18 protein-coding genes and 2 tRNA genes are annotated in these 26779 nt (G+C 56.9%); 9 read left to right on the plus strand and 11 right to left on the minus strand.

Annotated elements, in window-relative coordinates; genetic code table 11:
• Positions 1 to 118: 118 nt before the first annotated feature.
• Positions 119 to 1309, plus strand: a complete 1191-nt coding sequence (locus AC1Q6X_RS08850; RefSeq protein WP_492496475.1) for an Lcl C-terminal domain-containing protein — start codon at positions 119 to 121, stop codon at positions 1307 to 1309.
• A 56-nt stretch (positions 1310 to 1365) separates the two neighbouring features.
• Positions 1366 to 1884 carry a hypothetical protein gene (locus tag AC1Q6X_RS08855; RefSeq protein ID WP_492496477.1) on the plus strand — a complete coding sequence of 173 codons (519 nt, stop codon included), beginning with the start codon at positions 1366 to 1368 and terminating at the stop codon, positions 1882 to 1884.
• A gap of 3 nt (positions 1885 to 1887) precedes the next feature.
• On the opposite strand, the gene AC1Q6X_RS08860 is transcribed toward AC1Q6X_RS08855, so the two are convergent.
• Positions 1888 to 2604 (minus strand): SDR family oxidoreductase, encoded by a 717-nt coding sequence (locus tag AC1Q6X_RS08860; protein WP_492496479.1) that lies wholly within the window; start codon positions 2602 to 2604, stop codon positions 1888 to 1890.
• Positions 2605 to 2756: 152 nt separating this feature from the next.
• On the opposite strand from AC1Q6X_RS08860, the gene AC1Q6X_RS08865 reads away from it, so the two are divergent.
• Both AC1Q6X_RS08865 and AC1Q6X_RS08870 read left to right on the plus strand, forming a co-directional pair.
• On the plus strand, positions 2757 to 4061 hold the full coding sequence (locus AC1Q6X_RS08865; protein ID WP_492496481.1) for an MFS transporter: 1305 nt from the start codon (positions 2757 to 2759) through the stop codon (positions 4059 to 4061).
• Positions 4062 to 4399: 338 nt separating this feature from the next.
• A complete protein-coding gene (locus tag AC1Q6X_RS08870; protein ID WP_070310553.1) occupies positions 4400 to 5980 on the plus strand; it encodes an isocitrate lyase in 1581 nt (526 codons plus the stop codon).
• Positions 5981 to 6161: 181 nt separating this feature from the next.
• On the opposite strand, the gene AC1Q6X_RS08875 is transcribed toward AC1Q6X_RS08870, so the two are convergent.
• The 4 genes from AC1Q6X_RS08875 to AC1Q6X_RS08890 all read right to left on the minus strand — a co-directional run bounded on the left by AC1Q6X_RS08875 (position 6162) and on the right by AC1Q6X_RS08890 (position 9539).
• Entirely contained in the window at positions 6162 to 6596 is a 435-nt protein-coding gene (locus AC1Q6X_RS08875) for an STY0301 family protein (RefSeq protein ID WP_492496483.1), read from the minus strand.
• 10 nt (positions 6597 to 6606) lie between these two features.
• Complete coding sequence (locus AC1Q6X_RS08880; RefSeq protein ID WP_492496485.1) at positions 6607 to 6993, minus strand: BPSL0067 family protein; 387 nt, start codon at positions 6991 to 6993, stop codon at positions 6607 to 6609.
• 262 nt (positions 6994 to 7255) lie between these two features.
• The gene (locus tag AC1Q6X_RS08885; RefSeq protein WP_070291185.1) at positions 7256 to 8242 is read right to left on the minus strand and encodes a hypothetical protein; all 987 of its coding nucleotides are present in this window, start codon (positions 8240 to 8242) and stop codon (positions 7256 to 7258) included.
• Positions 8243 to 8708: 466 nt separating this feature from the next.
• Positions 8709 to 9539, minus strand: coding sequence for an AraC family transcriptional regulator (locus AC1Q6X_RS08890; protein ID WP_492496487.1), 831 nt, complete (start codon positions 9537 to 9539; stop codon positions 8709 to 8711).
• Between the two features lie 117 nt (positions 9540 to 9656).
• Here AC1Q6X_RS08890 and AC1Q6X_RS08895 point away from each other — a divergent pair, with 117 nt between their 5' ends.
• Together AC1Q6X_RS08895 and AC1Q6X_RS08900 are read left to right on the plus strand one after the other, a co-directional pair.
• On the plus strand, positions 9657 to 11111 hold the full coding sequence (locus AC1Q6X_RS08895; protein ID WP_492496489.1) for an MFS transporter: 1455 nt from the start codon (positions 9657 to 9659) through the stop codon (positions 11109 to 11111).
• 308 nt (positions 11112 to 11419) lie between these two features.
• Positions 11420 to 11494 (plus strand) — tRNA-Phe (locus tag AC1Q6X_RS08900).
• Between the two features lie 331 nt (positions 11495 to 11825).
• Here the strand turns inward: AC1Q6X_RS08900 and AC1Q6X_RS08905 are convergent.
• On the minus strand, positions 11826 to 13286 hold the full coding sequence (locus tag AC1Q6X_RS08905; protein ID WP_492496491.1) for a hypothetical protein: 1461 nt from the start codon (positions 13284 to 13286) through the stop codon (positions 11826 to 11828).
• Positions 13283 to 18151: an ATP-binding protein gene (locus AC1Q6X_RS08910; RefSeq protein ID WP_492496493.1), complete on the minus strand. Its 4869-nt coding sequence runs from the start codon at positions 18149 to 18151 to the stop codon at positions 13283 to 13285. The genes AC1Q6X_RS08905 and AC1Q6X_RS08910 overlap by 4 nt, the downstream gene beginning before the upstream one ends.
• Positions 18152 to 19383: 1232 nt before the next feature.
• Between AC1Q6X_RS08910 and AC1Q6X_RS08915 the strand changes: the two genes are divergently transcribed.
• Positions 19384 to 19701 (plus strand): helix-turn-helix transcriptional regulator, encoded by a 318-nt coding sequence (locus tag AC1Q6X_RS08915; protein WP_492496495.1) that lies wholly within the window; start codon positions 19384 to 19386, stop codon positions 19699 to 19701.
• A 36-nt stretch (positions 19702 to 19737) separates the two neighbouring features.
• Here AC1Q6X_RS08915 and AC1Q6X_RS08920 read toward each other — a convergent pair whose 3' ends face one another.
• From AC1Q6X_RS08920 to acs, 4 genes are all read right to left on the minus strand, one after another.
• The gene (locus AC1Q6X_RS08920) at positions 19738 to 20361 is read right to left on the minus strand and encodes a DUF4102 domain-containing protein (protein WP_492496497.1); all 624 of its coding nucleotides are present in this window, start codon (positions 20359 to 20361) and stop codon (positions 19738 to 19740) included.
• Positions 20362 to 20371: 10 nt separating this feature from the next.
• Positions 20372 to 21661: a tyrosine-type recombinase/integrase gene (locus AC1Q6X_RS08925; protein ID WP_492496499.1), complete on the minus strand. Its 1290-nt coding sequence runs from the start codon at positions 21659 to 21661 to the stop codon at positions 20372 to 20374.
• Between the two features lie 220 nt (positions 21662 to 21881).
• Positions 21882 to 21972: transfer RNA gene (locus AC1Q6X_RS08930), tRNA-Ser, on the minus strand.
• 213 nt (positions 21973 to 22185) lie between these two features.
• Positions 22186 to 24192, minus strand: a complete 2007-nt coding sequence (gene acs / locus AC1Q6X_RS08935; protein WP_492496501.1) for an acetate--CoA ligase — start codon at positions 24190 to 24192, stop codon at positions 22186 to 22188.
• 294 nt (positions 24193 to 24486) lie between these two features.
• On the opposite strand from acs, the gene AC1Q6X_RS08940 reads away from it, so the two are divergent.
• Both AC1Q6X_RS08940 and AC1Q6X_RS08945 read left to right on the plus strand, forming a co-directional pair.
• Positions 24487 to 25101, plus strand: coding sequence for a YqhA family protein (locus AC1Q6X_RS08940; protein WP_070291168.1), 615 nt, complete (start codon positions 24487 to 24489; stop codon positions 25099 to 25101).
• An 85-nt stretch (positions 25102 to 25186) separates the two neighbouring features.
• Positions 25187 to 26728 carry a fumarate hydratase gene (locus tag AC1Q6X_RS08945; protein WP_086144995.1) on the plus strand — a complete coding sequence of 514 codons (1542 nt, stop codon included), beginning with the start codon at positions 25187 to 25189 and terminating at the stop codon, positions 26726 to 26728.
• Positions 26729 to 26779 lie beyond the last annotated feature (51 nt).

Genomic DNA, 26779 nt, shown 5'->3' on the forward strand with positions numbered 1-26779 from the left:
CAGGCAAAGCCGCACCAGGCTGGCGGCAAAGGCGGACTGTAGCATGTTCAATCAGCACGCTGAAACACCAATGGTCGGGGCATAATCATGGCCGACGCCACTCTCGCCAGCCACAGCCATGCCAACTGCCTTTGAACTCTGGAAAGCCGAATTACTAATTGTGGGCAACATCGTCCAGGATGACGATACCTCCACACCGTCCGATGAAGCGCAGCGGCGCTTCCAGCGCTACTGCGCCATGCTCGATGCGCTGACGGGGAATGAGGGCACGCACTACGCGCTGGCGATTGTGCAATCCGTACAGGCCGAGCACGATTACGGCGCCTACCAGACGGCCAGCCGCGCCGCCTGGCGTTTCGGCGAGACGGCGTATTGCACCGCCCTGCTGCACGAACTGCCGCGCCTGATCGCCACCCTGCCCGACTGGGCGGGTGACTTTCTCGTCGGTATCGCCAACGACGCCGGCACACCCAACGCCTCGGCCATCACCTGCTTCAACACCCTGCTGGCCGCCGCGCCGCCCGCGCAGCAGGCGCTGATCGCGGCATTTATTGCCACGGAAGAAGACGATGGCTGGTTTGAGCATTGCCCGGGCGTGCTGGGCGCCGCTGCCGGCGAACGCTACGCGGGCATCATGCCGGGCCAGGATGGCGCCGCCGGCTACCAGTTGTTCCTGCTGCCCGGCGAGGCCGATGCCCTGCCCTGGCAAGCCGCGCTAGCCTGGGCCGCGGCGCGCGGCGCCTGCCTGCCGACGCGCAGCGAGCTGGCCTTGCTGCACGCCAACCTGGGCCACGCCTTCCCGGATGCCTGGTACTGGTCGTCGGAAGCGGACGCCATCCTGCCCCGCATGGCGTGGAGCCACGATTTCGACAACGGCACCCAGTACAACTATCGCAAGACTTATTCAGGCCGCGCCTGCGCCGTGCGCCGGGTCACATTGGCGCCATCGGCCGACGCGCCCATCGCCCTGCAGCCGGGCGAACGCTATGCCGGCCTGATCCTCGGCTGGGATAGCGCGCCCGATTACCACCTGGTGCTGCTGCCGGACGAGTACGAGCAGGAGAACCATTCCTGGCAAGCCGCATCCAACTGGGCTGCCAGCCTGGGCCACAGCCTGCCGGATCGGCGCGAGCAGACCTTGCTGTATGCGACATTGAAAGAGGCGTTCCGGCCGAACTGGCACTGGTCAAACGAGTTGGGCGACATCGAAGGCGAAGCCTGGTGCAAGGATTTCGACACGGGCGTCGCCTACCAGAACGCGCGCGAATTTGACGGCCATGCGCGCTGCGTGCGCCGGGTGCTTGCTTAGTGCTTGTATAGTGCGCGTTTGCTCAGGCGAGCGTTCCCCAATCATCAAGGAAACCCATGCTGTTATCACTCGACGATCCCATCTGGCCCACCCTGGAAGGCGGCTACCGCATGCCCTACGACGTGGCCGGGGCGCTCAAGGCCATGCAGGCGGGCGAGGACGTCTGGCATGAGCTGTGGGAAGAGCTGCACCACCAGGGCGACGTGGGCGTCGCCTCGTATGCGGCCGTGCCCCAGCTCGTCCACCTGCTGGGCAACGCACCATCGCGCGAGGAAGATTTCTATGCGCTCATCGCCCTGATCGAGCTGGAGCGCCACCGCCCGCACAATCCGCCGCTGCCGGACTGGCTGGCCGCCAGCTACCAGGCTACTTGGGCGCAGCTGCCCGCCATCGCCGCGCGCGAGCTGCAGGGCCAGCTGGACCCCGTCATGCTGGAATCCGTGTTCGCCGTGCTGGCCCTGGCCAAGGGCCAGCTGCGCCTGGGCGCCCTGCTGCTGCACATGGACTCGTCCGAAGCGGATGAGTGGCTGGAAGAGCGTCTCGGCTGGTCCGAAGTCTACGGCGACGATGCCTAGCGGCTAGAAACGCTCGTCGCGCAGCGCCGGCAGCACCAGTTCGCGCACGAACGAGGCATTCGACAGGTTCAGCAGCATGCGCACGACGGCGACGACGTCATGCACGGGGATCAGCTCGCCTTCGCCCCGCGCGGCGGCGTCCGCCAGCGGCACGGACAAGCCATCGTAGGTATTCAGATAGCCGAGCTGCAGCGCCGTCACGGCCAGCCCCTGTTCGCGGAAACCTTCACGCAAGGCATCGGCGATGCCGTTCAGGGCGAATTTCGAGGCGCTGAACGTCACTTCCGGGCGGCCGCTCTGGCGCAGGCCGGACGTCGATCCCGTGAGGATCAGCTGCGGCTTGTTGCTCGCCAGTAAGCGCGGCACCAGGCGCTTGAGCAGCAGAATGGTCGCCGTGATGTTGGTATTGACCATGTCGACGATAGTATCGTCCGCATCGCCGAGAAACGCATAGTCGTCGCTGAAGGCCTTCTCTTCCCATATGCCCAGGTTGTAGATCACCGCGTCCAGTACGGCCGGCGCTTCGCGCGCGATGCGTTCGACGGCCTCGGCGGGTGCGGCCAGGTCCGCCGCGATCCATTGCAGCTGTGTACCTTGGCCGGCAGGCAAGTCGGCGGGTTGCTGGCGCGATACGCCGATGACGGCATGCCCGTCAGCAAGCAAACCGTCCACCAGTGCGCGTCCCAGGCCCCGGCTGGCGCCCACGATCATGATGTGCATACTGTGTCCTTTCCAATGAAGTCAACGCCGATGATAGCGGCGTTGTATTAAGCACAGCTGAGGCTGATCCCCATACGCGCCGCGTTTACTCACGCGGCGGAAATGCGTATGCTAGATCTGGCAATCTCCGATAACACACAAGAACGAGACACATGCCTACTTCCAACACCGCCGCCATCCACGCCGCAAGCCGTCCCCTCACCCAGCAAGACTACAAAACCCTGTCGCTGGCCGCCCTCGGCGGCGCGCTGGAATTTTACGATTTCATCATCTTCGTCTTCTTTGCCAACGCCATCGGCCAGTTGTTCTTCCCGCCGGAAATGCCAGAATGGCTGCGCTTGCTGCAAACCTTCGGCATCTTCGCCGCCGGCTACGTCGTGCGTCCGCTGGGCGGCATCGTCATGGCCCACTTCGGCGACTTGCTCGGCCGCAAGCGCATGTTCACCCTGTCCATCCTGATGATGGCCGTGCCGACCCTGCTGATCGGCCTGCTGCCGACCTACGCCAGCATCGGCCTGGCCGCGCCGCTGCTGCTGCTGCTGATGCGCATCTTCCAGGGCGCGGCCGTGGGCGGCGAAGTGCCGGGCGCCTGGGTGTTTGTGTCCGAACACGTGCCGAGCCGCTACACGGGCTTTGCCTGCGGCGTGCTGACGGCCGGCCTGACGGTGGGCATCCTGCTCGGTTCGCTCGTGGCGACGGGCCTCAACACCGTCTATACGCCGGCAGAAATCGCCGAGGGCGCCTGGCGCTATCCCTTCCTGCTGGGCGGCATCTTCGGCTTCGGCGCCATGTATCTGCGCCGCTGGCTACATGAAACCCCTGTTTTTGCGGAAATGCAGCAACGCAAGGCGCTGGCCACGGAAATGCCCTTGAAATCCGTGCTGCGCAGCCACCGCGGCGCCGTCGCCGTGTCGATGCTGCTGACGTGGATGCTGTCGGCCGGCATCGTCGTCGTCATTTTGATGACACCGGCCCTGCTGCAAAAGATCCACCACATCGCGCCGCACACCACCCTGGTGGCCAATACCGTGGCCACCCTGTGCCTGGCCTTCGGCTGCATCATCGCCGGCATGCTGGCCGACCGCCTGGGCGGCAAGCGCGTGATCTTCACCGGTTCCGTGCTGCTGGCCATCAGTACCTATATCTTCTACACCACCGTCGGCAGCCGCCCCGACCTGCTGCTGCCCCTGTACGCGATGACGGGCCTGTTCGTCGGCGTCGTCGGCGCCGTGCCCTACGTGCTGGTGCAGGCATTCCCGGCCCAGGTGCGCTTCTCGGGACTGTCGTTTTCCTACAACTTGTCGTACGCGATTTTCGGCGGCCTGACGCCCGTGGTCGTGACCCTGATGCTGAAGAACAATGTGCTGGGTCCCGCCTATTACGTGATCGGCGTGTGCGTGATCGGCATGTTGACGGCGCTGTTCATCAAGGATCAGCGGCAGACCGTGGGACGCTAAATCAGCCGCCAGCGGCCAAGGCCACCTTCGGGTGGCTTTTTTTTCGCCCAGATTTTGTCGCGCTGCACCAAATTCTGAAAAGACGTTTCACATCGCGGAATTCCGAACAGCAGACTCAGCAATAAATCCTCTCACTTTTTGAAAATTCATTTCACATCATGAAAAATAATAATTAAGCCATTGAAAAACAAAGACTTAATTTAAGTTATATGTCTTATATAAGACTTGAAGATCGGCGCGAATCGGCCTACTATTTAGTCATGCAGTTTGCTTCGACAAGACGTTGTGGCGCACTCGGCGATTTTCTCAAACATAGCTTTTCTTTTTAGGAGATTCACATGTCCCAATATCAAGACGACATCAAAGCTGTTGCTGGTTTGAAAGACCAACAAGGCAGCGCATGGAACGCCATCAATCCCGAGTCCGCCGCCCGCATGCGCGCCCAGAACAAGTTCAAGACCGGCCTGGACATCGCCAAGTACACGGCGAAGATCATGCGCAACGACATGGCCGCCTACGATGCGGACCCATCCAAGTACACCCAGTCGCTCGGCTGCTGGCACGGTTTCATCGGTCAACAGAAGATGATCTCGATCAAGAAGCACTTCAACAGCACCGACCGCCGCTACCTCTACCTGTCCGGCTGGATGGTCGCCGCCCTGCGCTCCGAGTTCGGCCCGCTGCCGGACCAGTCGATGCATGAGAAAACCGCCGTCTCGGCACTGATCAAGGAACTGTACACTTTCCTGCGCCAGGCCGATGCCCGCGAACTGGGCGGCCTGTTCCGCCAGCTGGATGCGGCCCAAGGTGCTGAAAAGCAAGCGATCCAGGCCAAGATCGACGGCCATGTCACCCACGTCGTGCCCATCATCGCCGACATCGACGCCGGTTTCGGCAATGCCGAAGCAACGTACCTGCTGGCGAAACAGTTCATCGAAGCGGGCGCCTGCTGCATCCAGATCGAAAACCAGGTATCCGACGAGAAACAATGCGGCCACCAGGACGGTAAAGTGACGGTGCCGCACGAAGACTTCCTGGCCAAGATCCGCGCCATCCGCTACGCCTTCCTGGAATTGGGCGTGGACGACGGCATCATCGTCGCCCGCACCGATTCGTTGGGCGCCGGCCTGACCAAGCAGATCGCCGTCACGACTGAACCAGGCGACCTGGGCGACCAATACAACTCCTTCCTCGACTGCGAAGAAGTGTCGGCCGACGCGCTGGGCAATGGCGACGTCATCATCAAGCGCGAAGGCAAGCTGCTGCGTCCAAAACGCCTGCCGAGCAACCTGTTCCAGTTCCGCGCCGGTTCCGGCGAAGAGCGTTGCGTCCTCGATTGCATCACCTCGCTGCAAAACGGCGCCGACCTGCTGTGGATCGAAACGGAAAAACCGCATATCGCGCAAATCGGCGGCATGGTCAGCGAAATCCGCAAGGTCATCCCGAACGCCAAGCTGGTGTACAACAACAGCCCGTCGTTCAACTGGACCCTGAACTTCCGCCAGCAAATCTTCGACGCGATGAAAGCGGCAGGCAAAGACGTGTCCGCTTACGACCGTGCCCAGCTGATGAGCGTGGAATACGACCAGACGGAACTGGCGGTCCAGGCCGACGAGAAGATCCGCACCTTCCAGGCCGACTCGGCCCGCGAAGCCGGCATCTTCCACCACCTGATCACCCTGCCTACTTACCACACGGCCGCCTTGTCGACCGACAACCTGGCCAAGGAATACTTCGGCGACCAGGGCATGCTGGGCTACGTGGCCGGCGTGCAGCGCAAGGAAATCCGCCAGGGCATCGCCTGCGTGAAACATCAAAACATGTCCGGCTCGGACATCGGCGACGATCACAAGGATTACTTCAGCGGCGAAGCGGCACTGAAGGCGGCTGGTAAAGACAACACCATGAACCAGTTCTGAGCTTTTGGCTTGACTGTAGAGTGACAAGGCCCGCTTCGGCGGGCTTTTTTACGTCTGGCCCGCCGGTAGGCGGCAGTTGCGTAGGTCGGCTTAGCGGAACGCGTAAGCCGACATGCACAGCTGCAGGCACTGATTGCAGCGGCCTGCGATTCACCCAGCAATACCTCTGATACCAACACACTTACCGGCAATCGATATCGATCTCGTTCTGCCCGGCCTTGCGGCCTTTCCTGTAGGTGAACTCGCACAGGCTGACACTGTCGTCCATCCTCCGCGACAGCGTGACTTCGCCATGCACGCCATAGCTGCACTGCAGCCACTTGCCGTCTGGGTAGGGGCCTTCCAGCCGGTAGCTGAGCGTCGTTCTCCCTTGCTTCTTACGCTCCCCGCTGGGCACGAGCTGCCCCCTGCGCGCCGGCACGCCGTCGATCGGCGCCGCGGCGCTCAAGTAAAGCGCGCTGCCGATATACGGCGTCCAGCCAGCCGGCACGGCGTTCAGCCTGATCGATGCCTCGGGCACGCTGTCCGGGCAAGCATGGACGGCGGGCATCGCAGCCTGCGCGAACACAGGGAATAGGCAGCAGGCGGCACCGGTCAACAAACGTTGATGTTGCATCGATGCTCCCTTATTCGATGACGAAAAAAGCGTCGGCATTATTGCTGGGGTCGATATGCAAGCCATTCTTGTACTGGCCTTTGGCAAGCAAGGTGCGCGACGTCACGATGCCCGGGCGCTTGCCCGCCCACTGGTCCATGACGAGGATACCGTCCAGCGCCTGTCCCATATACAGGGCCGCGTGATTGCCTTGCTGATGATTCGCATACTTGCCGTTGACGAATATGGCAATGGCCGTGCCATTGCGCAGCAAACGGTTTCCCAGCACTGCCTCGCCCTGCATCCAGGCCAATGTGGCAGGCGCACCCGCGTAGTGGCGGACCAGCGCGACGCATTGGTGGTTGCCAACCATGGTGGTTTTTTCCAGATCGTCGACTTTGGTGCAGGCATAGGGCACGGGACTCTCCGGGGGTGATGGGAGAGGCTTACGATACATGCGGGAAACAATAGGGGAGTTGAGATGGGATAAGGTTTGCGGGGGAATAACGGCGGTGGCGGCGTCCGTGAATTACGCATCCCGCGTCGCTGTGCAGTACATGGGTTGTACAGGACTTCGGTAAGCCGCATATCGTCGACAAAACAGATTATGTATTTGCGCGTACCTTGCTCCCGAAGATATGGCTGTAGTGTCACGCTCGAGCAGACTCAGCACGACATGCTTATGGCCGGGACTTTAACATAACAAAATAGTCAGGTGACTCTTCAGGATCACATTGTGCCAACCGCCTCTTTTCCGCCGGCTTGCGAGCTGGTTCACAACTTGGATCATAAAGCTGACCCGGCCCCAGCACCTGCGCCCATAATTCCTTCTTTCTTTCAGAAATCTGTGTACCAAAAAGCTGTGCGGCTTGTTGATAATTAAGGTGAATATCAACGTCTCGAATCTGATCATCTATCACTGGGCGTGCAATCACCCTGATTTCCTCATTTGTGGCTGGATTGATAATCCTCAGCCTTTTCCATGCATAGTCTGCACCTATTGGTACATTGACATAAAAACGACGTGGCTGATCTGGACCTATTTTGGGAACGCCTGCCCATAGCTTGAGGCCCAGACGTTCAAAGGGAGCCTCCGTTCGCTCCGCCCGTCTCCGTAGTTCGGCGACAGATGGAGCTGCGTCAATTTTTTCCTGCATTTTCTGCGTTCTCTCAAGTATCCCCAACTTCAACTCATTCTTGTCGAGTTTTACTAGCTCGCTCAGAGCACGAGGCAAATCAGTATCAGAAATAGGATATATCTGATGTCTCTTCAGTGCAGCCACTGCCTCTAGCTTTTGCTGCCCCTCCAGCAGATCCTTGATAGATTGTTCCGCTGGTAATTGATAAATGGCGAAAGCTGACAAAGCAAGCATTCCAAACGCCACCACCATGAACGCAGCAAATGCCAGTTTGAGTTTAAGTGCCCTTCCGTGCAGAAGCTGTGTAGCAATCTCAAATCGCCGCGCCAGAGGTAATTTGTCCACATTGACACGAAGCACCTCCAGCACGCCTTCGAGCAATATGCGCCTGTCAGATTCTTTGGCGCTATTGATTAGTACCTCAGTACGTTTAAGCTGGGTGACATAAACCCATGCCACAACGGCAGCAAGGAATGCTACGAGCGTCAGAGGCGAACTCACATAGGTTATCGCTTTCCATACATCCATGGCTGCACCCGTTCCTTGTTGTTATGTGTTCGAACCTCGGCATCATCAACGATGACATCAAGAAGGCCCTCCCACATCACAAACAGGGATAGATCACCGACGTCTACCCCACATAACTAAAATAGAATTCTTCTTGCAAATAAGGGGAATGGCAATGAGTACTGCTACGTGGGCGCAGCACAATTCATACACTGAAAGGTATGCTCAAGACCCGCGGCAAGGTATGTGATAGGTCAATAGAAACGGACTTACCTAATTCAACAACCCACGCTTTACGCGGCCTGGACCGATGTTGCAGAGAGCAGCGCTTCTCCTCCGGGCTGCCGAGTTCGACCAATAGTGCATGAGAAAACAGGCATGAATATCCCCGCTGTCATTTTTAAAGATGCTGCCAGCGTGTACGCATCGTCCAAGCGCGTGCCTGCCCGATCTCAATGATGGGAGGCAGCCGATTGATGACAGCGCTTCAACTGCCGCCAACAGAACGCGCCGCAAAGTATCGTGCCGGCGAGTTGCCGAAGGAACGGCGAAACATGGCGATGAAGTTGCTCGGTGAGGCATAGCCCAGCGTGTCGGCAACATGCGTGACCGACTCGCCACGCGCCAGCATTTCCAGGGCGTGCGTGAGTTGTGCCTGCTGGCGCCATTGGGCAAAGCTCAGGCCTGTTTCAGCCTGCATCTGACGGCGCAGCGTTCGAGCCGACATCGCGCCCCAATCTGCCCACGCTTCCAACGTTCGAATCGAACCGGGATCGTCCAGGATCGCCCGAGCGATGCGCTCCAGCCGGGCATTTGTCGGCATTGGCAAGTGCAGCGACTCATGCGGCGCGCGACGGATTTCGTCAAGGATTACGGTAACGACGTGCTCTTGGTCCAGTGACAGCTGAGCGGACTTGTCCCATTCGGCGGCCCGGCGCACCAATGCGCGCAACACCTCGGTGATGCCGATCACGCAAGGCTGGTTCGGCAAGCACGCACTGGATTTCGGCGTGATGAACACGCTCCAGCCGGCAAGAGCACCGCTGACACGTACTTGATGCGGTACCCCTGGCGGCATCCAGCCGGCCCGGTTCGGCGGGAGCAACCACGATCCTTGAGCTGTCCGCACATGGATGAGCCCAGCTTCTACGCAGAACACCTGCCCTCGATGATGGTGATGCAAACCGTACTCGCGTGTTCCGAGGCGGTACTCGCTGGCCTGATCGTCATTCCCCAACAGCGCGATCAGACGAGGGCCATCCGACCACTCGCTGAAGTCGTCTTCCGGTTGCTCATGCTCAGGATTCAGTTTGGCCATTTATCACCATTTTAAGTCCATTTACCGCTATATGACTTTTCATACTGTTCAGCATACTTGGCTCCTACCAAACTTTTAGGCGGCAGTTGCCGCCATCTTCGTGCTGAAAGGCAACAAATGTCTATATCTTCCGTACCGGCGATGCCGCCACCGCTGCTGCGCAGTGGCGTATCGACCTGGATTGCTACCTTCGTCGCCTGCGTGTGTGCCTTCATGGTCGTGGTGGACGGTGCCATCGTGAACGTCGCGCTACCGGCGATGCGCGATGACCTGGGTCTGTCACCTGTCCAATTGCAGTGGGTAGTCGACATCTACCTGCTGTTGCTGGGTGGCTTCATGTTGCTCGCTGCACGCGCCAGCGACATCTATGGGCGCCGGCGCCTTCTGTTGTGGGGTTTGACGCTGTTCACTGGAGCCAGCCTGGCAGGTGGCTTTGCGACTTCCGGGAGCATGCTGCTGGCATCGCGCGCAATGCAGGGTTTGGGCGCGTCGGTACTGGCGACCTCACCGCTGGCAGTCATCGTCGCCGCCCATCCCAAGGGGTCGAGTCAGGAACGCGCGATCGGCCTGTGGGCGGCCTGCGCCGCGATGGGCTCCGCCTTTGGCGTGGTCATTGGCGGCTTGCTGACGAGCCTAGCCAGCTGGCGCTGGGTGATGTTCGTCAACATACCTGTCGGTATCGTCCTGGCTGCGGTTGTTGCCGGCTGTCTGCGACCACAGCTAACGGACGACGCCCGGGCGAAGCTCGATGTTCTGGGAGCGTCCACTGTCACGCTGGCGTTGGCCTCGTTTCTCTATGCGATCTCAGAATCGGTACATGCAGGCTGGACATCCAGTACCGTGCTCAGTGCCTTGGCTACCGCGCTGATCATGTTCGTCGCCTTCATCGCAGCTGAACGCCGTTCGGCCCAGCCCCTGATCAATTTCGAAATATTTCGCCTGCGAAACGTAACGATCGGAATGGCTATGGTGTTGAGCCTCGGCGCGGTTCTCACGGTGTCGATGTTCTTTCTGTCGCAGGCGCTGCAGCGGATCGACGGGCGCAGTCCGCTCGACACCGGACTGGCTTTACTGCCAATGGCTTCGGCGCTGGCTATCGCATCGATCGCATCACGCTATTTGCGGGACGCTGGCTTTAAACAGTTGCCCTTTATTGGCAGCCTCGTGTCGGCAGCAGGCCTGATCTGGCTCAATTGGCTACCTGTTCACCCATTGCAGGTCAGCGAATTTCTGCTGCCTACATTGCTGGTCGGCGCTGGCAACGGCTTGGTGATGATGAGTGCCACGCAAGCAGTTCTTTCAGGCGTTCCACGGAAAGACTCGGGTCTTGCAGCAGGACTACAGAACACTGCACGCCAGCTAGGTGGCGCAGTGGGCATAGCAGTACTCGGTGCAGTCGCCCATTCAGTAATGGCGACGCAATTGGCCACCGGGCAACTCCCCCAGGCGGCCGAACTTGCGGGTTACCGGTTCGCATTCTTGATAGCAGGCATCGTCAGCGTCGTCTCGGCAGTTGCGTCGCTCATGCTGCGAAGGACGCAGGGTCAGGTCTGCCATTTGGACACGAACTGATACGCTAGGCCCCGTAAAAGCATGCTCATTCACAAAATTGATTAGAACCACTAATGCGCTAGGCTTCAGCGCAGCGACAGCAGTTGGTCGATTCGAAGCGCACTGCCCTGCGCCTGAGGAACGAAGTGCTTCTCTCCGCGTATAGACGAAAAAAGAAAAAGCTACCCGAAGGTAGCTTTTTCTTTTTTGGAGAGGGGGATTCGAATCATGGCTAAAAATGCGTATGGATAGCCGATTTCGACGGATACAAACTTGAAGAATACCCTCAACGATGCCCTTACCAAAAGATTGCCTATCTGCATCATAAATTAGTGCAACAAAAAATCCATTCGCGCCAAGGATTGAAAATCCTTGTGTCGGTGGTTCGATTCCGCCGCGGGCCACCGAGAATTAGCAACGAAATTAAATAGTTACGCGCATTATCCCTAGCTCTTTCTTCGCACCCAGAAAAGATAGCCTATAGGTAGGATAATTGGCTCATACTGCGGGGCAGTACACTCAGCCGAGTGACACCCCCGGACATTCGCCCAAAGGACATGTGTCGCTATCGAAGGAGGCTGCGTAAAAATTCACCACTATCACTTTTTCCAAAATTTGTCTCGCGTTTTATAGCCGATGCCACGCAGACTATCCAGCGTAAGAATCCAATTGTGCAGACGCCTGTACCTGCCTTCGGTGTGGACCACCAACCGGATGCATTTAGGCCTGCATGTTTCATTCAGCCCCTGGGCCATATTTCGTCAGTAAATCGATCACTTCATGTTTCGCTTCCACACACGGTAACTCCGCGACGCCTTCAGGCCAGCACCTTTCTTTTAAAGAGCACGCTCTACAGCAAAGTTGCTCCTCCATATAAAAGATAGGGCACTCGCGCTGCTGTCGTAAGGCATGCACTTTCTTGTGAGCACAGTGATATGACGATCCATTAGGAAAGTAAACGGGGGGTTGAATGGAACGTTTTCGAATAGGGTCGTCGGGTTGCCCCATGCCTTCGGCGTCGGCGGCGTCATGATGATGAAATGGGCAACCTTCGTAGTCTGTGGGACTTAGAAAGGGTGCACTTTCTTTTCCCAGATACCATACGTAGCGGCCCTTTCCTTCATGCGCTAGCAATTGAGTAGAAGGAAAAGCAAGTTCTTTAGTTTGCTGCCCCTCATATGAGCTAGCCTCAATCAACCGCAAAGGACGGCGTGCAGCCAATTTGGAGAAAAGTCCGACTGCGCGATTCGATATGTCCTTCATATCATCAACAATTTCCTCATCATCCCTTAGGATACGCGGGTCCTTTGCCCCGTCTCTAAAACGCACCCATGCACCATTTTCTAGCCTTACTGCAACGCTTTCAGAAAGCTGCATTAGAGGGCGACGACCGAAATCACCTGTCTCAATCTCTACAGCAAAGGAAGCCTCCAACTCGCCGCCACTATCCAAAATCAAACGATTAAAATTCACAAAATGCTGAACCGGCAGCGTACCCGACAATTCCCGAAATGAAAGATTCGCATACAACTGCTGCACCTGCGGCAATGCGTCAGCAATATCAGCAACAACGAGTATGTCGCTAGCCTCGATTTGCTTCTCGATTAATGTCTTCCTCGGATTTAGAAAAACAACAACCCATTCTCCGTTCATTATTGCCATACGTAACGGAGCACCTACCTTTGATTCCCCCAAGCGCTTAGCATAATCCATGATGGTATCAAGTATTTCTGACCACTCTTTGGTTATAATTTTCCCACGCTTCTTAACTGCCGCCAAGAGTGCTTGGCAAAGGCTGGTCGAATCCGGTGGGCCGCCCGCAATAGCAGGGAGCTCCAAGGAAAGGCGTTTAGCTTCCACCACAAGCAGCGCTCCGGTCTCGATAGCGGAAACCTGCCCAAGATAATCCAAAAACCGTCGATTTCCTTTTGTGGACTCAGGCTCCGCGGGAGCCTCCACTAGCATCTCATCAGGAGATGCTAAGTTCCAACCCAGCGAGGCTAACAAAGGATCGAGAATATATTGTCGAATTTGCGCTTCGTTAATTTGATTACGGGCCATCGGGAGTGTGCCTAGTTTTGTCGATGTGGACAAATCAGCATACTTTTTCTGGATTACAGGCAGAATTTCTTTATGAAGCCTCGTACCAAGGCGCTCCATAGTCCTAGCGAAGGCATTGATATCGGATTGGCTCAACGCATGGCCTCCGGCAATTCGTAGACCAATTTCTTGGCTTCCGCCCAACCCGTATCGGCAAAAATATTGAGAACATCCAAAAGCGATCCTCTGTTCTTCGGCGAACTCGACAATAATGAAGTGTAATCCGCGAGGTATTTCCGCGCTATCTTTACAACGAGATCTGCACCCAAGCTCTCGAACTGATATCCTCCTTTCTCCCCCCCCTCCTGCATTGCGTCGAATACCAACTGAAGAAGCAATTCAGGCTCATCGTCGATCATTGACTCGACTATTTCCAGAATAGGATGAGTAACTGCAGGGTAAGAAACCTTTGCTAACAATTGCAAGCTCGGCAGATATTCATTGAGAAATCGCCGTCTAATCTTTTGTCCCCGAGTGTCGTATTTTAATTTTTCTGATTTACTCAAATCATATGCGCCAGAGCCAAAATAAAGCTGATTAGCACATTCTCTCAAGAGCCTAGTGATCAACGTAAGGGAATCACGAACCGTTGGCTCGGTCGCCGCTCGCTTCCACATATCTTCGAAGTTAGCAACCAAAGTACGAATAATCAATTCAGTGAGGCAACGCGCGTTTTCACGAATCGTATCGCTACGCTGCTCAATCCCGTCTGGTTCGCCAAACACAACCAATTGGCGCAAATCGCTGATTAACGCATGAACTTGGTGGTGATAGCGTAACGGATCGCGCGCCCATTCTTTGACCCGACTTTCAGCAGCGCCGATACTCCAAGTCATCCAAAACCGCAATATCGTATGGACAATAGCTGTTCGCAGGCTGTCCGTTCCGTCCGCTTCGCTCGATGGCAATAGACGATTTTCCAGCTCAAGGACTTGCGACGCCGACCAGGTGACGTCTTGACTAATATATTTATCGAAGGAATTGAGGAAAGACCTCAGAACACCCTGATTACGCTCCCTCAGAAAAGCAATTTCTGCCAATTCTTTAGCCAACTCTTGCGACGCAACACACACGACATTTGCTCGCGACAGCACTGCGTGTCTGACCGCCACCGCTGGATCTCCAGCTAGGCTTAGTACAAGTTGTCGGTCTTCAGGCGAAGCGAAGCCGGTCTGGCGTATGTACGCCATTAGCGCCGAAGCCCCAACAATCCTGGGTGCAGGCCGCCCCCAGCTCGGGCCACGAGCAAACTGACGCTCATTTTCTTCGTCGATCTCGGGTTTAGGAGAGAGACCAAAGTCAAGACACTTAGCGATTACATTCCGAACCCCTAAGTACGACAGAACTTCATCGCTATCCGGTGGCAGTTGACAGATTTCCTCAGCAACCTCCGCTATTACATCCATTATTTGGTTTCTCAGGCTATTGTTCAGTCCTGTATTGCGCTGAACTCGATCCACTAAATTCTGAGCAAGTTTCCACTTTTCGCGCAACGGTAGCTTTTGGTGTCCATGTTTTCCTCCCGCAAGCGCATCCGAAACTTCTATTAATTCAAGGACTTCCTCGTTTTCTAAATCAACGCCTTGCTCCTTCAACCACCAGTTCTCGTCAGTCTCAACCCACCCAGCAGTTAAAGAGAAGTGCGGATTATTCAAAGGTAACTGATCATCACTGCCGACTAATTCCCGGAGCCTTGGCGCGAGCATGTCGGGAGACACTCCGGCCTTCAGTAGACACCCAACCAATACTTTTCTCTGGTTTTCATCGTGTATCTGAAAAATCGAGTCTTCGATGGCGCTACGAATTGTTAACGGAAATTCAGTAAACTTGGATGCAATAAACTGGCCAGCATCAAACGATGTATCCATAAGGCTTAAGACCCCTGGGGAGGCGAGCAATTCGTAGACAAGTCCACCGGCGTCTTCTCTGCTGGTGGCCGCCCGTAGAAATGCAGCAACTACCGCACCCCAAACGTCCCCGTCGAGGAGCAATTCTGCAAGCAGCGCATAGCGTTCCGAAGGTGCGTTTTTCAGGTCATCGAAAAGGGCATCAACCAATTTAGCATGAGTTTCGCGGTAACTAGAATCGGGACCCCACCAAATAAAACTACGATCTTCAACTACGCAAACAGACCGGGCTCCAAATTTTGCAAGTGCCGATTTTGGCGCACGCTCTGTTGTCTGACTGTCGCGAACATAACAGTCAAGTGATGCCTTTAAAGCACGAGTTGCGGATTTTGGCGCAGATGCGATAAACCAAGCTAGGTTCCGTTCCAATGCATACAACACACCTTCGAAATCTTGGCGTTTAGTGGAGGTAAGACTCATGATCCGGCTGTCCCCAATTGACGTCTTCTCTTCGCTGCTTGGGAGAGGGGTGGTGTAGGCTGCAATAAAAATATCGGCTGCAAGTTCAGCATCTTCTTTAGCAAATTTTTTGAACTCATTCGCCAACCAAAAAAGCTCACTATGTCCTCGTTGCACAACCCTTTCCGGGAGCAACAAACCACGAATAAGCTCGGCACTTTCGGCAGGAGATGTGTCGAATGTCTTAGCGATCCCTTTTATCGCAGCGGAGACCACTCCCTCATGACAGTCATCACCAGCGACCAACTGGCTCTTGAGTAAGTGGCGTGAAGCCTCGCCAATAGCACGCGCTTCTGTGCTGGACAGTTCCATTGAGGACCACGTGGCAATCACTGCGTTGAGCGGCCAATGGAGCTCCTTCGGAGATTCGATCGAAAAATTACGAACGATTTCGCACCAAGGGTCATCATGCCCGCCAAATGTTGGCCTGCCCTGAACTACGCCCGCGAGCAATACGTTGAGGATATGCCGAGCCAGAAATTTGGCACCTGCCGCCTTCTTCACAGCCTCTGCATTCATCGCCAACAGCAATGGAGCCACATCCTCGGGCGTTCTCACCTGCTCAGCCGCGACCTTTGCAGGCAGCGTCCTCATAAAAGCGCCGAGACCTTCATTGGTCGCAATGCCAAGTGCCACATCCCAAAATGCCGTGTGCTCAGCTTCATAGTGCCAAGCCATTGCGAGCGCGAGCGTTGAAGCCGGGGCAACCATAAGAACATCAGTTGCATGCTCTTCCAATGCGATAGGAATAGACCTAATTCCATCTCGCATAAATACAAGTTTTGCAACCGCAAAATCAAAGAGCATATGGTGAGCAAACTTCAATTGCCTTGACGACTCAGGACGATAAAGTACTCCATCGCTCTGAAGCCTCTCCATGGAACGAAGCGTCGCACCATCGAAGCCAGTCGTGTAGGCGAATAGCCGTCTCTGGCCAAGCATTTTCCCGAGAAGGAGTTCCAGCGCATTGCTAGATGCTTCCGCCGTTACAAAATCATGCTCCACCCTCTGCTTCCAAAATTGCTCAAGTAATTCGAGTTGTGTGCTTGCTGCCCATTGTCCTTGATGCAGACCCAACGACCTGCCAAGCAAGTATAAGTTGAAGGGGATACTCAACATGCTGAGAACAGATGGAGTCGCAACAGCAGCTATTTCATCTAGTGATGGCCACTGCTCCCGCACTTGCAGTACTTCGTCCGCAGAAAGCTGAGGTACATTTAAATGCGCAACGCGGGGAAACTCCGAGTCTTCAAAATGTTTCGATAGCGACTTTCCCTCAAAAAGGCGTTGATAATGCGTCCCATAGCGGAGATCGAATTTTCTAATTGTTGCAACGATGGACCAGTGGGGCGCTCTTCGACGGACTTCAGTGATGAGCGCCTGAACACCGGCTTCTGCCCCCATCCCTCGGGACGCGTCCAATGCATCAATCAGCAGAATTCCTGGTTTGCTCGGCTTCCAGTTCGCTAACACATCGGCAATTGGGTTATCCAATCCCGCATCATTTAAAAGCAGATCCGAGGTCATCCCTTCCAGTTCGTCCACCTGTAAGCACAGCACATCATGACCACGCGTGAGTAGCTCGCGAGCAGCAAGATACATAGCGCCCGACTTGCCGGAACCTGGCTCACCAACCACCAGAAACGACCTACTGCATGCAGCAGCTTGGATAAGCTGCTCAACACATACGCGCTGAATCTCAACGCTCGTCGAGATGCTGTCGTTGCCGGCGTGTACTTCGATCTTGGCGTACCTGGACATGTCTGCGAGTGCAGATTCAGTCCGCTCTTTTAACTTACTAATATCGTTTGCAAACCCCTTCAAGGGTTGGGTAGATATTCCTCTAGAATTAAGCTCCTCTCGCAGCGTAACGATGTCACCGCCTGACCGCCTCTCAGCAAAAGCCATGCAGACTGTTACTAACAGGTCGAATGCTGTTGCCGCATCTTCCGCCCCCACTGAGGACTCCAGCATACTTATTGCGGTCATTCGATCGCCGCCAACGGTGTCGATTTCAAGGCAACGAACACATGCTAGAAGCTGCAGAATTTCGGCTTCTGATGGACTTACGCCAGTGTGCAGGCTCCAATGGTAGTTCGCTTGCGCAAAGAAGGCGTTGAAGGCTGCCGTCTCCGTTTGATTGGTCAGTAGCGGCAGCCCGAACCGAGTTGCGCCATCCGCCAGCCGCTTGATAACTGGTGAAAGTCCATGAATGAGGCTACCACTCCCGCCCGCCCGCACCGCAAGTATCAACCTATCAGTGTCGTGATTCCACTTCCTTGGCGTACTCCTACCGTCTCCCGTATCCACACCATAAATAACCTGGCGTACAAATTGGTCGACGACCTTTGAAAGTGGCGAGTTAGAGAGCGAAGATACAGCGACTTCAGACTTAACATTGACGTACCATCCAATGCCACCGGCTGTAAGCAAAACGATATCATCGACGGGCGATAGTGCTTCCAACTTAATCGCAATCGGCAGTTCATCACCGATGGTTAGTGGCGAGCGTTCGCACAATATGTGGGCGGCAAACCATGCGCCGACTTCACATTGAAACTTGATCCCTGCCGTTGTTGCGTGGCCTCCAGCCATCGGTCCTTCCTTTCGCCACTCGGCGTAATCAAACTATTCAATCACAATGCTGCGGAGCTCGCCCTAGGTAGAGTGGAGCTCGATCTGACGACGGGTCATCTAACACTATACGCTAGCCTGTTCCCCTAAGGGAACTATGATAAGAGCACGACGACAGCAGTCTAGGCTACACGCCCAACAAGCACCAGTTGATAGGGAGCGGCTGTGCTGCAGCACGATACCTGAACTTCCGAACGTTTCAGGGGAGCAAGGGTCGGGCCTGCCATTCGGACACGGACTCACGCAAAGGTGCAGTAGATGCATGCTCAATCGAAAGTCTAATTTGGGGTGTCACGTTGAGCACAAAGTGCGAATAAGCAGGTGGGAAGTTAGCTAACCGAAGGTTAGCTAACTTCACCTATCCTGCCCCGCTTCGCGCAGCGACTAAACCACAAAAATCGTCGGACACAACTTCGACCAAACCATTTTTTTACAGGTACGAAAGCAAATTTAGCAGGAATGTATGCCGAAACTAGCACGGTAGTTCCGCCCCGTGCAGCGACTGAACCCTTAAATCACCGGGTAATACCTCGGTCGAACCATTTTTTTGCAGGTACGAGAGCAGATTTAGCAGGAATGTATGCCGAAAGTAGCACGGTTGATCAGCGGCAATAAGCAGCGTCCAAGTGGGAACATTTGACATGTATCTGGGCCGACCTTGATCAATGTCAGCAACAAATTTTCATAGTCTGCTGTACGAGTACTACACGGCAATAAGCGCGCTTCTCCTCCGATGGCTGCGCCTTTCCGCGTAGACAGAAAGAACTCCCCCCTGGAGACGGTCAAAACGATTACTGACAGGTATTGACGGCGTGAGATGCAAGCAGTCGCATGCACATGTGGCGGCGATACAGCGACAGAAGCAATGAAATCGGGGCCGCGCCAATGCATCTATCGCATGAAGAATGCGCTGTCGATTGCCCAATTTTTAGCAGCTAAAGCTTCCACGAACCCGCTCCTGTGTCCAGCCTTGATCTCACACAAAGTGCGCGGCAGGCTTGATCCAAGTGGCATGGCAGGCCGATTCTTGTTGCACCAGCGATTACGGCATTCGATACTGGCCCCATGTTTTCGGAATAATGATTGCGAGCGCGTCTCGACGAAGGACGAATCGGTGGCAGGGGAAGGCCTGCCGCATATGCCATTCGCCCCGGTGTTGCCGCTGGCATTTTTGGTTCACGAAAGGGGACGCCATGAAAGCAGCGACAGCCGAATACCTGAAAGAGCGCCGCGTTGAACCTCGCATGGGGGAAGAGCGCTTCATCCGCCTGGGCGAAGTGCTGGCAACCTGCGGCAAGTCGCGCAGCAGCGTTTATGCAGGCATCAAGGAAGGCACCTTCCCTCCCCCTGTCAAGCTGCAGGGGCGTTCCTCCGCCTGGCTCAGGAGCGAGGTGCTACGCTGGATGCAAGCGTGTATCGACGCCAGCAGACCTGCAGACACGGTATGCTCGATAATCGACACTTCATCAAGCACCAGGCCAATCGGCAACAAAGGGACCAGAGCCGAATGAAGCCGGGATACCGGGATACCTGCGGCATAGCGCCGTTCACTTCCGCCGCTGCGCCACCCTAGCATCCCTCATGGCCTCAATCAAATCATCTTCATCAATGCCCAATCCAAGGCAGCCAAAGATGATGTCGGCACAGTAGTCGTACAGCAAATCAATCACCTCTACGCTGCGCTCCTTCTGGATTTTCTCCAGCATGGCCTGCATGTCGCTTCTCACGCCTTCGTCGGCCACGACGCGGCTCAGCGCCGGGAATACAAGGCCGTGCAACCGCTCCAGCGCTTGCCTGCCAACCTGGCTTACGCAGCGCTCCACCTTTCTATCGTCCATGGCAACGGGAAGCAGGCAATGCCGCCTGACGGGCTTCGGTGGACGCATGTGGGCCGCGTCGAACTCTGTACGCGGGTCCAGCCCATCATGCAGCATCTGGCGGGCGACTGCGCGGCGGCATCGAGCAAGCGTTGGCGATACCTCCGGGTAGTGGCCGAATGTCAGGGCATTTTCCTTGCCGTCCTTCTGGCGAAATTTCATGCGCCAGACCTTCGAGCCAGTCGGCATGACTTCAACATACAGGCCGTAGCCGTCGAATAACCTGAATGGTTTGTCCCCAGGCTCCGCCTGTATCAGCTGTTGCTCTGTCAGAGGTTCAATTCGTCTTGGCATGGCTGTCTCCTTAACGACGCGGCGCTGGCCACACCAGTTCCAGCGATCCATGATGGCCTGGCTGGGGCGTATCACCGCGTTCCACGGCTTCCAGGTAGTCGGCCCACTCCTGCATCATCTTGCGGCGCTCCGACAGGAACTGGGCGCGGTCGTAGGCGCTGGCCACCTTGTCCTTGGGCGCGTGCGCCAGCTGACGGTCCACCACCTCATGGCGGTAGCCCAGGCGCTCCTTGATGGTGCTCATGGCAAGCGCCCGGAAGCCGTGGCCCGTCATGCGGCCCTTGTAGCCCATGCGGGCCAGCGCCACCAGCAGCGTGTTGTTGCTCAGCGGCATGTCGTGGTCGCGCTGGTTGGGAAACAGGTACGTGCCGCGGCCGGTGATGGTGTGCAGCTGGCGTAGCAAGGCCAGCGCCTGGCGCGAAAGGCAGACGTGGTGATTGGTCGTGTCGGGGTTGACGGTCAGCTTGCCGCGCTTCATGCGCTGCCAAGGAATGATCCACTCGCCCTTCTCCAGATCGACTTCGCTCCATGGCGTCTCTATCAGTTCGCTGGTGCGCACGAAGATCAGCAGCATCAGGCGCAGCGCGATGCGCGTCGGCTCGAACATGCGCGCCTCGTTGCGCGCCAGCGTGTCCAGGAAAACGGGCAATTCATCGGCATCGATGGCGGCGAAGTGCGAAACGCGCTTGGTCTTCAGGACGTCCTTCATATCCACCACCAGGTTGCGGTCGGCCAGGCCGCACTGGATGGCGTAGCTGAATATCTGCGAGCAGACGGCTTTCAGGCGATGCGCGATCTCGGTGGCGCCGCGCTCCTCGATCTTGCGCAGCGTGGCAATCAGTTCGCGGTGCCTGATTTCCGTGATCGGCCGGTCGCCGATGCTTGGGAAAATATCGGCTTCCAGGCGCTGCAGCATGTTCTTGGCAGTACGCTCGCTCCATGTCGGCACCTTGTTCGCGTACCACTCGCGGGCGATTTTCTCGAAGGTATTGGATGCTTTTTCGGCGGCGAGCCGCCTGGCGTCGTCGCGATGCTTGCCAGGGTCGATTCCCTGCAGCTGTAAGCGGCGCGCCTCCGTGCGCTTTTCACGCGCCACCATGATCGAAATTTCCGGATAAGGTCCGAAGGTCAGCGTATTTTCCTTGCCGTTCGATTGACGGAATTTCATCCGCCAGATCCGCGAACCGCTGGGCATCACTTCAACGTACAGGCCGCCGCCATCGAACAGCTTGTATGACTTTTGCCTGGGCTTGGCATTTTTGACCTGGAACTCGGTCAGGGGAGGAATGATCTTGGCCATGGCTGTCTCCTCAGCATATGCGTCAGAAATCACTTTAGACCGACGAATGAGGGCTTGGTTGCCAGACTTGGGGTAAGCTGATCTGTATCTAGCTCCGATTTTTACTGGCTTCAGCTGGACACTACTGGACGCCAGAATACAAAAAAACCGCTTTAGCACGGGCTAAAACGGTTTTTTGTGGACGTTCTTGGACTTCCTTGAACTGGCCAATTTGTATCCTTGGCGGAGAGAGGGGGATTCGAACCCCCGATAGGCTATGAACCTATACACGCTTTCCAGGCGTGCGACTTCAACCACTCATCCACCTCTCCTGCAGGCAATGCGTCTACTTGCTCGCATTGCGTACTATTTCTCGCTTGTCGCGAAGCCGCAGATTATAGCAAAGATTCTACGGACTGCCAAAGTTATTTACCGTGGGGTAAAACATTCAGGCATCGAAAGTAAACCCGGAAGGACTAGGGTCGGACCCTGAGGGGGCCTGCGTCCCAGTGGGGCGCAGGCCGATCCAGAAGGGACTGACCTTCTTAAGACGCTTCCTTCAACTGATCCAGAATCGCCGGGTTTTCCAGGGTTGAGACGTCTTGCGTGATCGTCTCGCCCTTGGCCAGCACGCGCAGCAGGCGGCGCATGATTTTGCCGGAGCGGGTTTTCGGCAGGTTGTCGCCAAAACGGATTTCCTTCGGCTTCGCAATCGGGCCGATTTCCTTGCCGACCCAGTTGCGCAGCTCCAGGGCCAGCTTCTTCGCTTCTTCGCCCGTCGGACGCGCTTGCTTGAGCACCACGAAGGCGCAGATCGATTCGCCGGTCGTGTCGTCCGGACGGCCCACCACGGCCGCTTCGGCCACCAGCGGGTTGGCCACCAGGGCCGATTCGATTTCCATCGTGCCCATGCGGTGGCCCGACACGTTCAAGACGTCATCGATGCGGCCCGTGATCGTGAAGTAGCCGGTGTCCTTGTTGCGGATGGCGCCGTCGCCTGCCAGGTACATCTTGCCGCCCAGTTCTTCCGGGAAATAACTGGACTTGAAACGCTCGGGGTTGTTCCAGATCGTGCGAATCATCGATGGCCATGGGCGTTTTACGACCAAAATGCCGCCCTGGCCGTTCGGCACGTCCTGGCCCGCTTCGTCGACGATGGCGGCCATGATGCCCGGCAATGGCAGGGTGCAGGAACCGGGGACCATCGGCGTGGCGCCCGGCAGTGGCGTGATCATGTGACCACCCGTTTCCGTTTGCCAGAAGGTATCGACGATCGGGCATTTCTCGCCGCCGATATTTTTGTAGTACCACATCCACGCTTCCGGATTGATCGGCTCGCCGACCGTGCCCAGCAGGCGCAGGCTCGTCAGGTCGTAGTTGCTTGGATGCACTTTCGGGTCCACGTCGGCCGCCTTGATCAGCGAACGGATGGCCGTTGGCGCCGTGTAGAAAATGCTGACGTTGTGTTTCTTGATGGTTTCCCAGAAACGGCCCGCGTTCGGGTAGGTCGGGATGCCTTCGAACACCACTTGCGTGGCGCCCACCGCCATCGGGCCGTACGCGATGTAGCTGTGGCCCGTCACCCAGCCGATGTCGGCCGTGCACCAGAACACGTCGTCGGGCTTGATGTCGAAACTCCACTTCATCGTCAGCGCGGCCCACAGCAGGTAGCCGCCGCTCGAATGCTGCACGCCCTTCGGCGTGCCCGTCGAGCCGGAGGTGTACAAGATAAACAGTGGATGCTCGGCATCGACCCATTCCGGTTCGCATTGCGCGCTCTGGCCTTCGACCAGGTCGTGCAGCCACGTGTCGCGGCCAGCCACCATCGGCAGGTCGCTGCCCGTGCGTTGATACACGATGACGTTTTTCACGGAGTCGCAGCCGCCCAGCGCCAGCGCTTCGTCGACGATGGATTTCAATGGCAGCTTTTTGCCGCCGCGCAATTGCTCGTCGCCCGTGATGACGGCCACGGCGCCCGCGTCGATGATGCGTTCCTGCAAGGACTTGGCCGAGAAGCCGCCGAACACGACGGAATGGGTGGCGCCGATGCGCGCGCACGCTTGCATGGCGGCCACGCCTTCGACGGACATCGACATATAGATGATGACGCGGTCGCCCTTGGCGATGCCTTTGGATTTCAGGCCGTTGGCGAACTTGCAGACTTTTTCGTGCAGTTCTTTATAGGTTGCCTTGGTAACGGTGCCGTCGTCCGCTTCAAAGATGATGGCCGTCTTGTCGCCCAGGCCATTTTCGATGTTACGGTCCAGGCAGTTGTAGGACACGTTCAGCTGGCCGTCTTCGAACCATTTGTAGAACGGGGCGTTGTCTTCGTTCAGGGTGCGGGTGAACGGCTTTTTCCAGCTCAGGTTCTCGCGCGCCAGCTTGGCCCAGAAGCCTTCGTAGTCGCGTTCGGCATCGGCCACCATGGCGCGGTAGGCGTCCATGCCGGAAATCGTTGCCTGTGCGGCAAACGCTGCCGACGGTTCAAATACGCGCGACTCTTCCGGTCCCTGCTGCTCAGTGCCCTGCCCTTGGTTCTCTATAGCGGCCATGCTAGTCTCCAGTGTAGTAATTGTTTATTAACACAATATTCCTGCTGTCTTACGGACGCCTTACATGCAGCGTTTTCCCCGATCCATTCTAACCATAATCGCCACCGGCGACGGGCGTCAAGCGCGCGCCGCCCAGCATTCTGGATGGAAAAACTGATAACAAGTCAATTAGTTGGCGTCGCTTTGTGTTTCATCAAGCCCAAGAATCCAAATCGAGGGCATGCGCAGTGATCAGCAGCAAGTGTAAAATGTCGGGCATACCAAAAATTGGTATTTACCCCCAGGAAACTCCAGATGATCGACCACTTACAAAAGCCCAAACATAGCAAACTGCATCCCCTGTCCGCCTTCATCTTCATGTCGCGCTGGCTGCAGCTGCCGCTGTACCTGGGTTTGATCCTTGCCCAATGCGTCTACGTATTTCATTTCTGGGTGGAACTGTCGGACCTGATCGGCGCCGTGTTCGGCAATGATGCGGCCCTGCAGCACGTCTTGACGGCCGTGGCCGTACCGGGCGGCGCCCTGCCGACCAAGCTCAATGAAGCGACCATCATGCTGGTGGTCTTGGGCCTGATCGACGTGGTCATGATCTCGAATCTGTTGATCATGGTCATCATCGGCGGCTACGAAACGTTCGTCTCGCGCATGCACCTCGACGACCATCCGGACCAGCCGGAATGGCTGTCGCATGTGAATGCGTCCGTGCTGAAGACGAAGCTGGCGATGGCCATCATCGGCATCTCGTCCATCCACCTGCTGAAGACGTTTATCAACGCCAACTCGTACAAGATCGAAGTGATCATCGCGCAAACGGTGATCCACATGGTCTTCATCCTGTCGGCGATGGCGATTGCGTACACGGACCGCATCATGACGGTGACGCAGAACCAAGCCAGGGCGCCCCACTAAGTTCTGGCGCTCCCATACTGATTAGCAAACAGCAAACAGCAAACAGCATCAAAGTCTTATCCTTCTTATCCACCGCGAGAACACCATGACTGTCATAAAGCAAGAAGACCTGATCGAATCCGTCGCCGCAGCGTTGCAGTACATTAGCTACTACCACCCTGCTGATTACATCGAGCACCTGGCGCGCGCCTACGCGGCCGAGCAAAGCCCGGCGGCAAAAGATGCGATCGCGCAAATCCTGACCAACTCGCGCATGTGCGCGGAAGGCAAGCGTCCTATCTGCCAGGACACGGGTATCGTCAACGTCTTCCTGAAAATCGGCATGGGCGTGCGCTTCGAAGGTTTCAGCGGCACGGTCACCGACGCCGTCAACGAAGGCGTGCGCCGCGCGTACAACTTCGACGACAACAAGCTGCGCGCCTCCATCGTGGCCGACCCGCATTTCGACCGCAAGAACACCAAGGACAACACGCCAGCCGTCGTGCACATGGAACTGGTCGAAGGCAATACCGTCGACGTGAAAGTCGCTGCCAAGGGCGGTGGCTCGGAAAACAAATCCAAGATGATCATGATGAATCCGTCCGATTCGCTGGTGGACTGGGTCATGAAGACCGTGCCGACCATGGGTGCCGGCTGGTGCCCGCCTGGCATGCTGGGCATCGGCATCGGCGGCACGGCCGAAAAAGCCATGCTGATGGCCAAAGAGGTGTTGATGGAAGACATCGACATGTTTGAGCTGAAACAGCGCGGCCCGCAAAACAAGCTGGAAGAACTGCGCATCGAGCTGTGCGACAAGATCAACTCGCTGGGCATCGGCGCGCAAGGCCTGGGCGGCCTGACGACCGTGCTCGACGTCAAAATCATGATGCACCCGACGCACGCCGCGTCGAAGCCTGTCGCCATGATCCCGAACTGCGCCGCCACGCGCCACGGCCACTTCGTGCTGGACGGCTCCGGCCCTGCCTACATGACGCCGCCATCGCTGTCGTCGTGGCCGGAAGTGCACTGGACGCCGGACACGGAAAAATCCAAGCGCGTCGACCTGAACACCCTGACAAAAGAAGAAGTCGCTTCGTGGACGCCGGGCCAGACCTTGCTGTTGAACGGCAAGATGCTGACGGGCCGCGACGCCGCGCACAAGCGCATCCAGGACATGCTGGCCAAGGGCGAAGAATTGCCGGTCGATTTCAAGAACCGCGTGATCTACTACGTCGGCCCGGTCGATCCGGTGCGCGACGAAGCCGTCGGCCCGGCCGGTCCGACGACGGCCACGCGCATGGACAAGTTCACCGACATGATGCTTGAAAAGACGGGCCTGATCGCCATGATCGGCAAGGCCGAGCGCGGCCCGGTCGCCATCGAATCGATCCAGAAGCATCAGTCGGCCTATTTGATGGCCGTGGGCGGCGCCGCCTATCTGGTGTCGAAAGCCATCAAGCACGCCAAGGTGCTGGGCTTTGCCGACATGGGCATGGAAGCGATCTACGAATTCGACGTGGTCGACATGCCGGTGACGGTGGCCGTCGATGCGAAAGGCACCTCGGTACACAACACGGGCCCGAAAGAATGGCAGGCGAAGATCGAGCAACTCAATAGCGTCAGCAAGATTCCCGTGACGGTTGCTTAAACAAGCTCTACCATAGACGCCGCGCGGCAACACCAGCGCGGCGTTTTTTTA

The organism is Janthinobacterium sp. GW823-FHT06H09 (genome assembly GCF_058794735.1).

Bases quoted from the DNA above. Each gene is read 5' to 3' on its own strand.
- AC1Q6X_RS08925 (WP_492496499.1), bottom strand. From the start codon at position 21,661: ATGGCCAAGATCATTCCTCCCCTGACCGAGTTCCAGGTCAAAAATGCC.
- AC1Q6X_RS08875 (WP_492496483.1), bottom strand. From the start codon at position 6,596: ATGCAACATCAACGTTTGTTGACCGGTGCCGCCTGCTGCCTATTCCCT.
- acs (WP_492496501.1), bottom strand. From the start codon at position 24,192: ATGGCCGCTATAGAGAACCAAGGGCAGGGCACTGAGCAGCAGGGACCG.
- AC1Q6X_RS08915 (WP_492496495.1), top strand. From the start codon at position 19,384: ATGAAAGCAGCGACAGCCGAATACCTGAAAGAGCGCCGCGTTGAACCT.
- AC1Q6X_RS08850 (WP_492496475.1), top strand. From the start codon at position 119: ATGCCAACTGCCTTTGAACTCTGGAAAGCCGAATTACTAATTGTGGGC.
- AC1Q6X_RS08890 (WP_492496487.1), bottom strand. From the start codon at position 9,539: ATGGCCAAACTGAATCCTGAGCATGAGCAACCGGAAGACGACTTCAGC.
- AC1Q6X_RS08945 (WP_086144995.1), top strand. From the start codon at position 25,187: ATGACTGTCATAAAGCAAGAAGACCTGATCGAATCCGTCGCCGCAGCG.
- AC1Q6X_RS08865 (WP_492496481.1), top strand. From the start codon at position 2,757: ATGCCTACTTCCAACACCGCCGCCATCCACGCCGCAAGCCGTCCCCTC.
- AC1Q6X_RS08885 (WP_070291185.1), bottom strand. From the start codon at position 8,242: ATGGATGTATGGAAAGCGATAACCTATGTGAGTTCGCCTCTGACGCTC.
- AC1Q6X_RS08870 (WP_070310553.1), top strand. From the start codon at position 4,400: ATGTCCCAATATCAAGACGACATCAAAGCTGTTGCTGGTTTGAAAGAC.
- AC1Q6X_RS08940 (WP_070291168.1), top strand. From the start codon at position 24,487: ATGATCGACCACTTACAAAAGCCCAAACATAGCAAACTGCATCCCCTG.
- AC1Q6X_RS08910 (WP_492496493.1), bottom strand. From the start codon at position 18,151: ATGGCTGGAGGCCACGCAACAACGGCAGGGATCAAGTTTCAATGTGAA.
- AC1Q6X_RS08860 (WP_492496479.1), bottom strand. From the start codon at position 2,604: ATGCACATCATGATCGTGGGCGCCAGCCGGGGCCTGGGACGCGCACTG.
- AC1Q6X_RS08895 (WP_492496489.1), top strand. From the start codon at position 9,657: ATGTCTATATCTTCCGTACCGGCGATGCCGCCACCGCTGCTGCGCAGT.
- AC1Q6X_RS08855 (WP_492496477.1), top strand. From the start codon at position 1,366: ATGCTGTTATCACTCGACGATCCCATCTGGCCCACCCTGGAAGGCGGC.
- AC1Q6X_RS08920 (WP_492496497.1), bottom strand. From the start codon at position 20,361: ATGCCAAGACGAATTGAACCTCTGACAGAGCAACAGCTGATACAGGCG.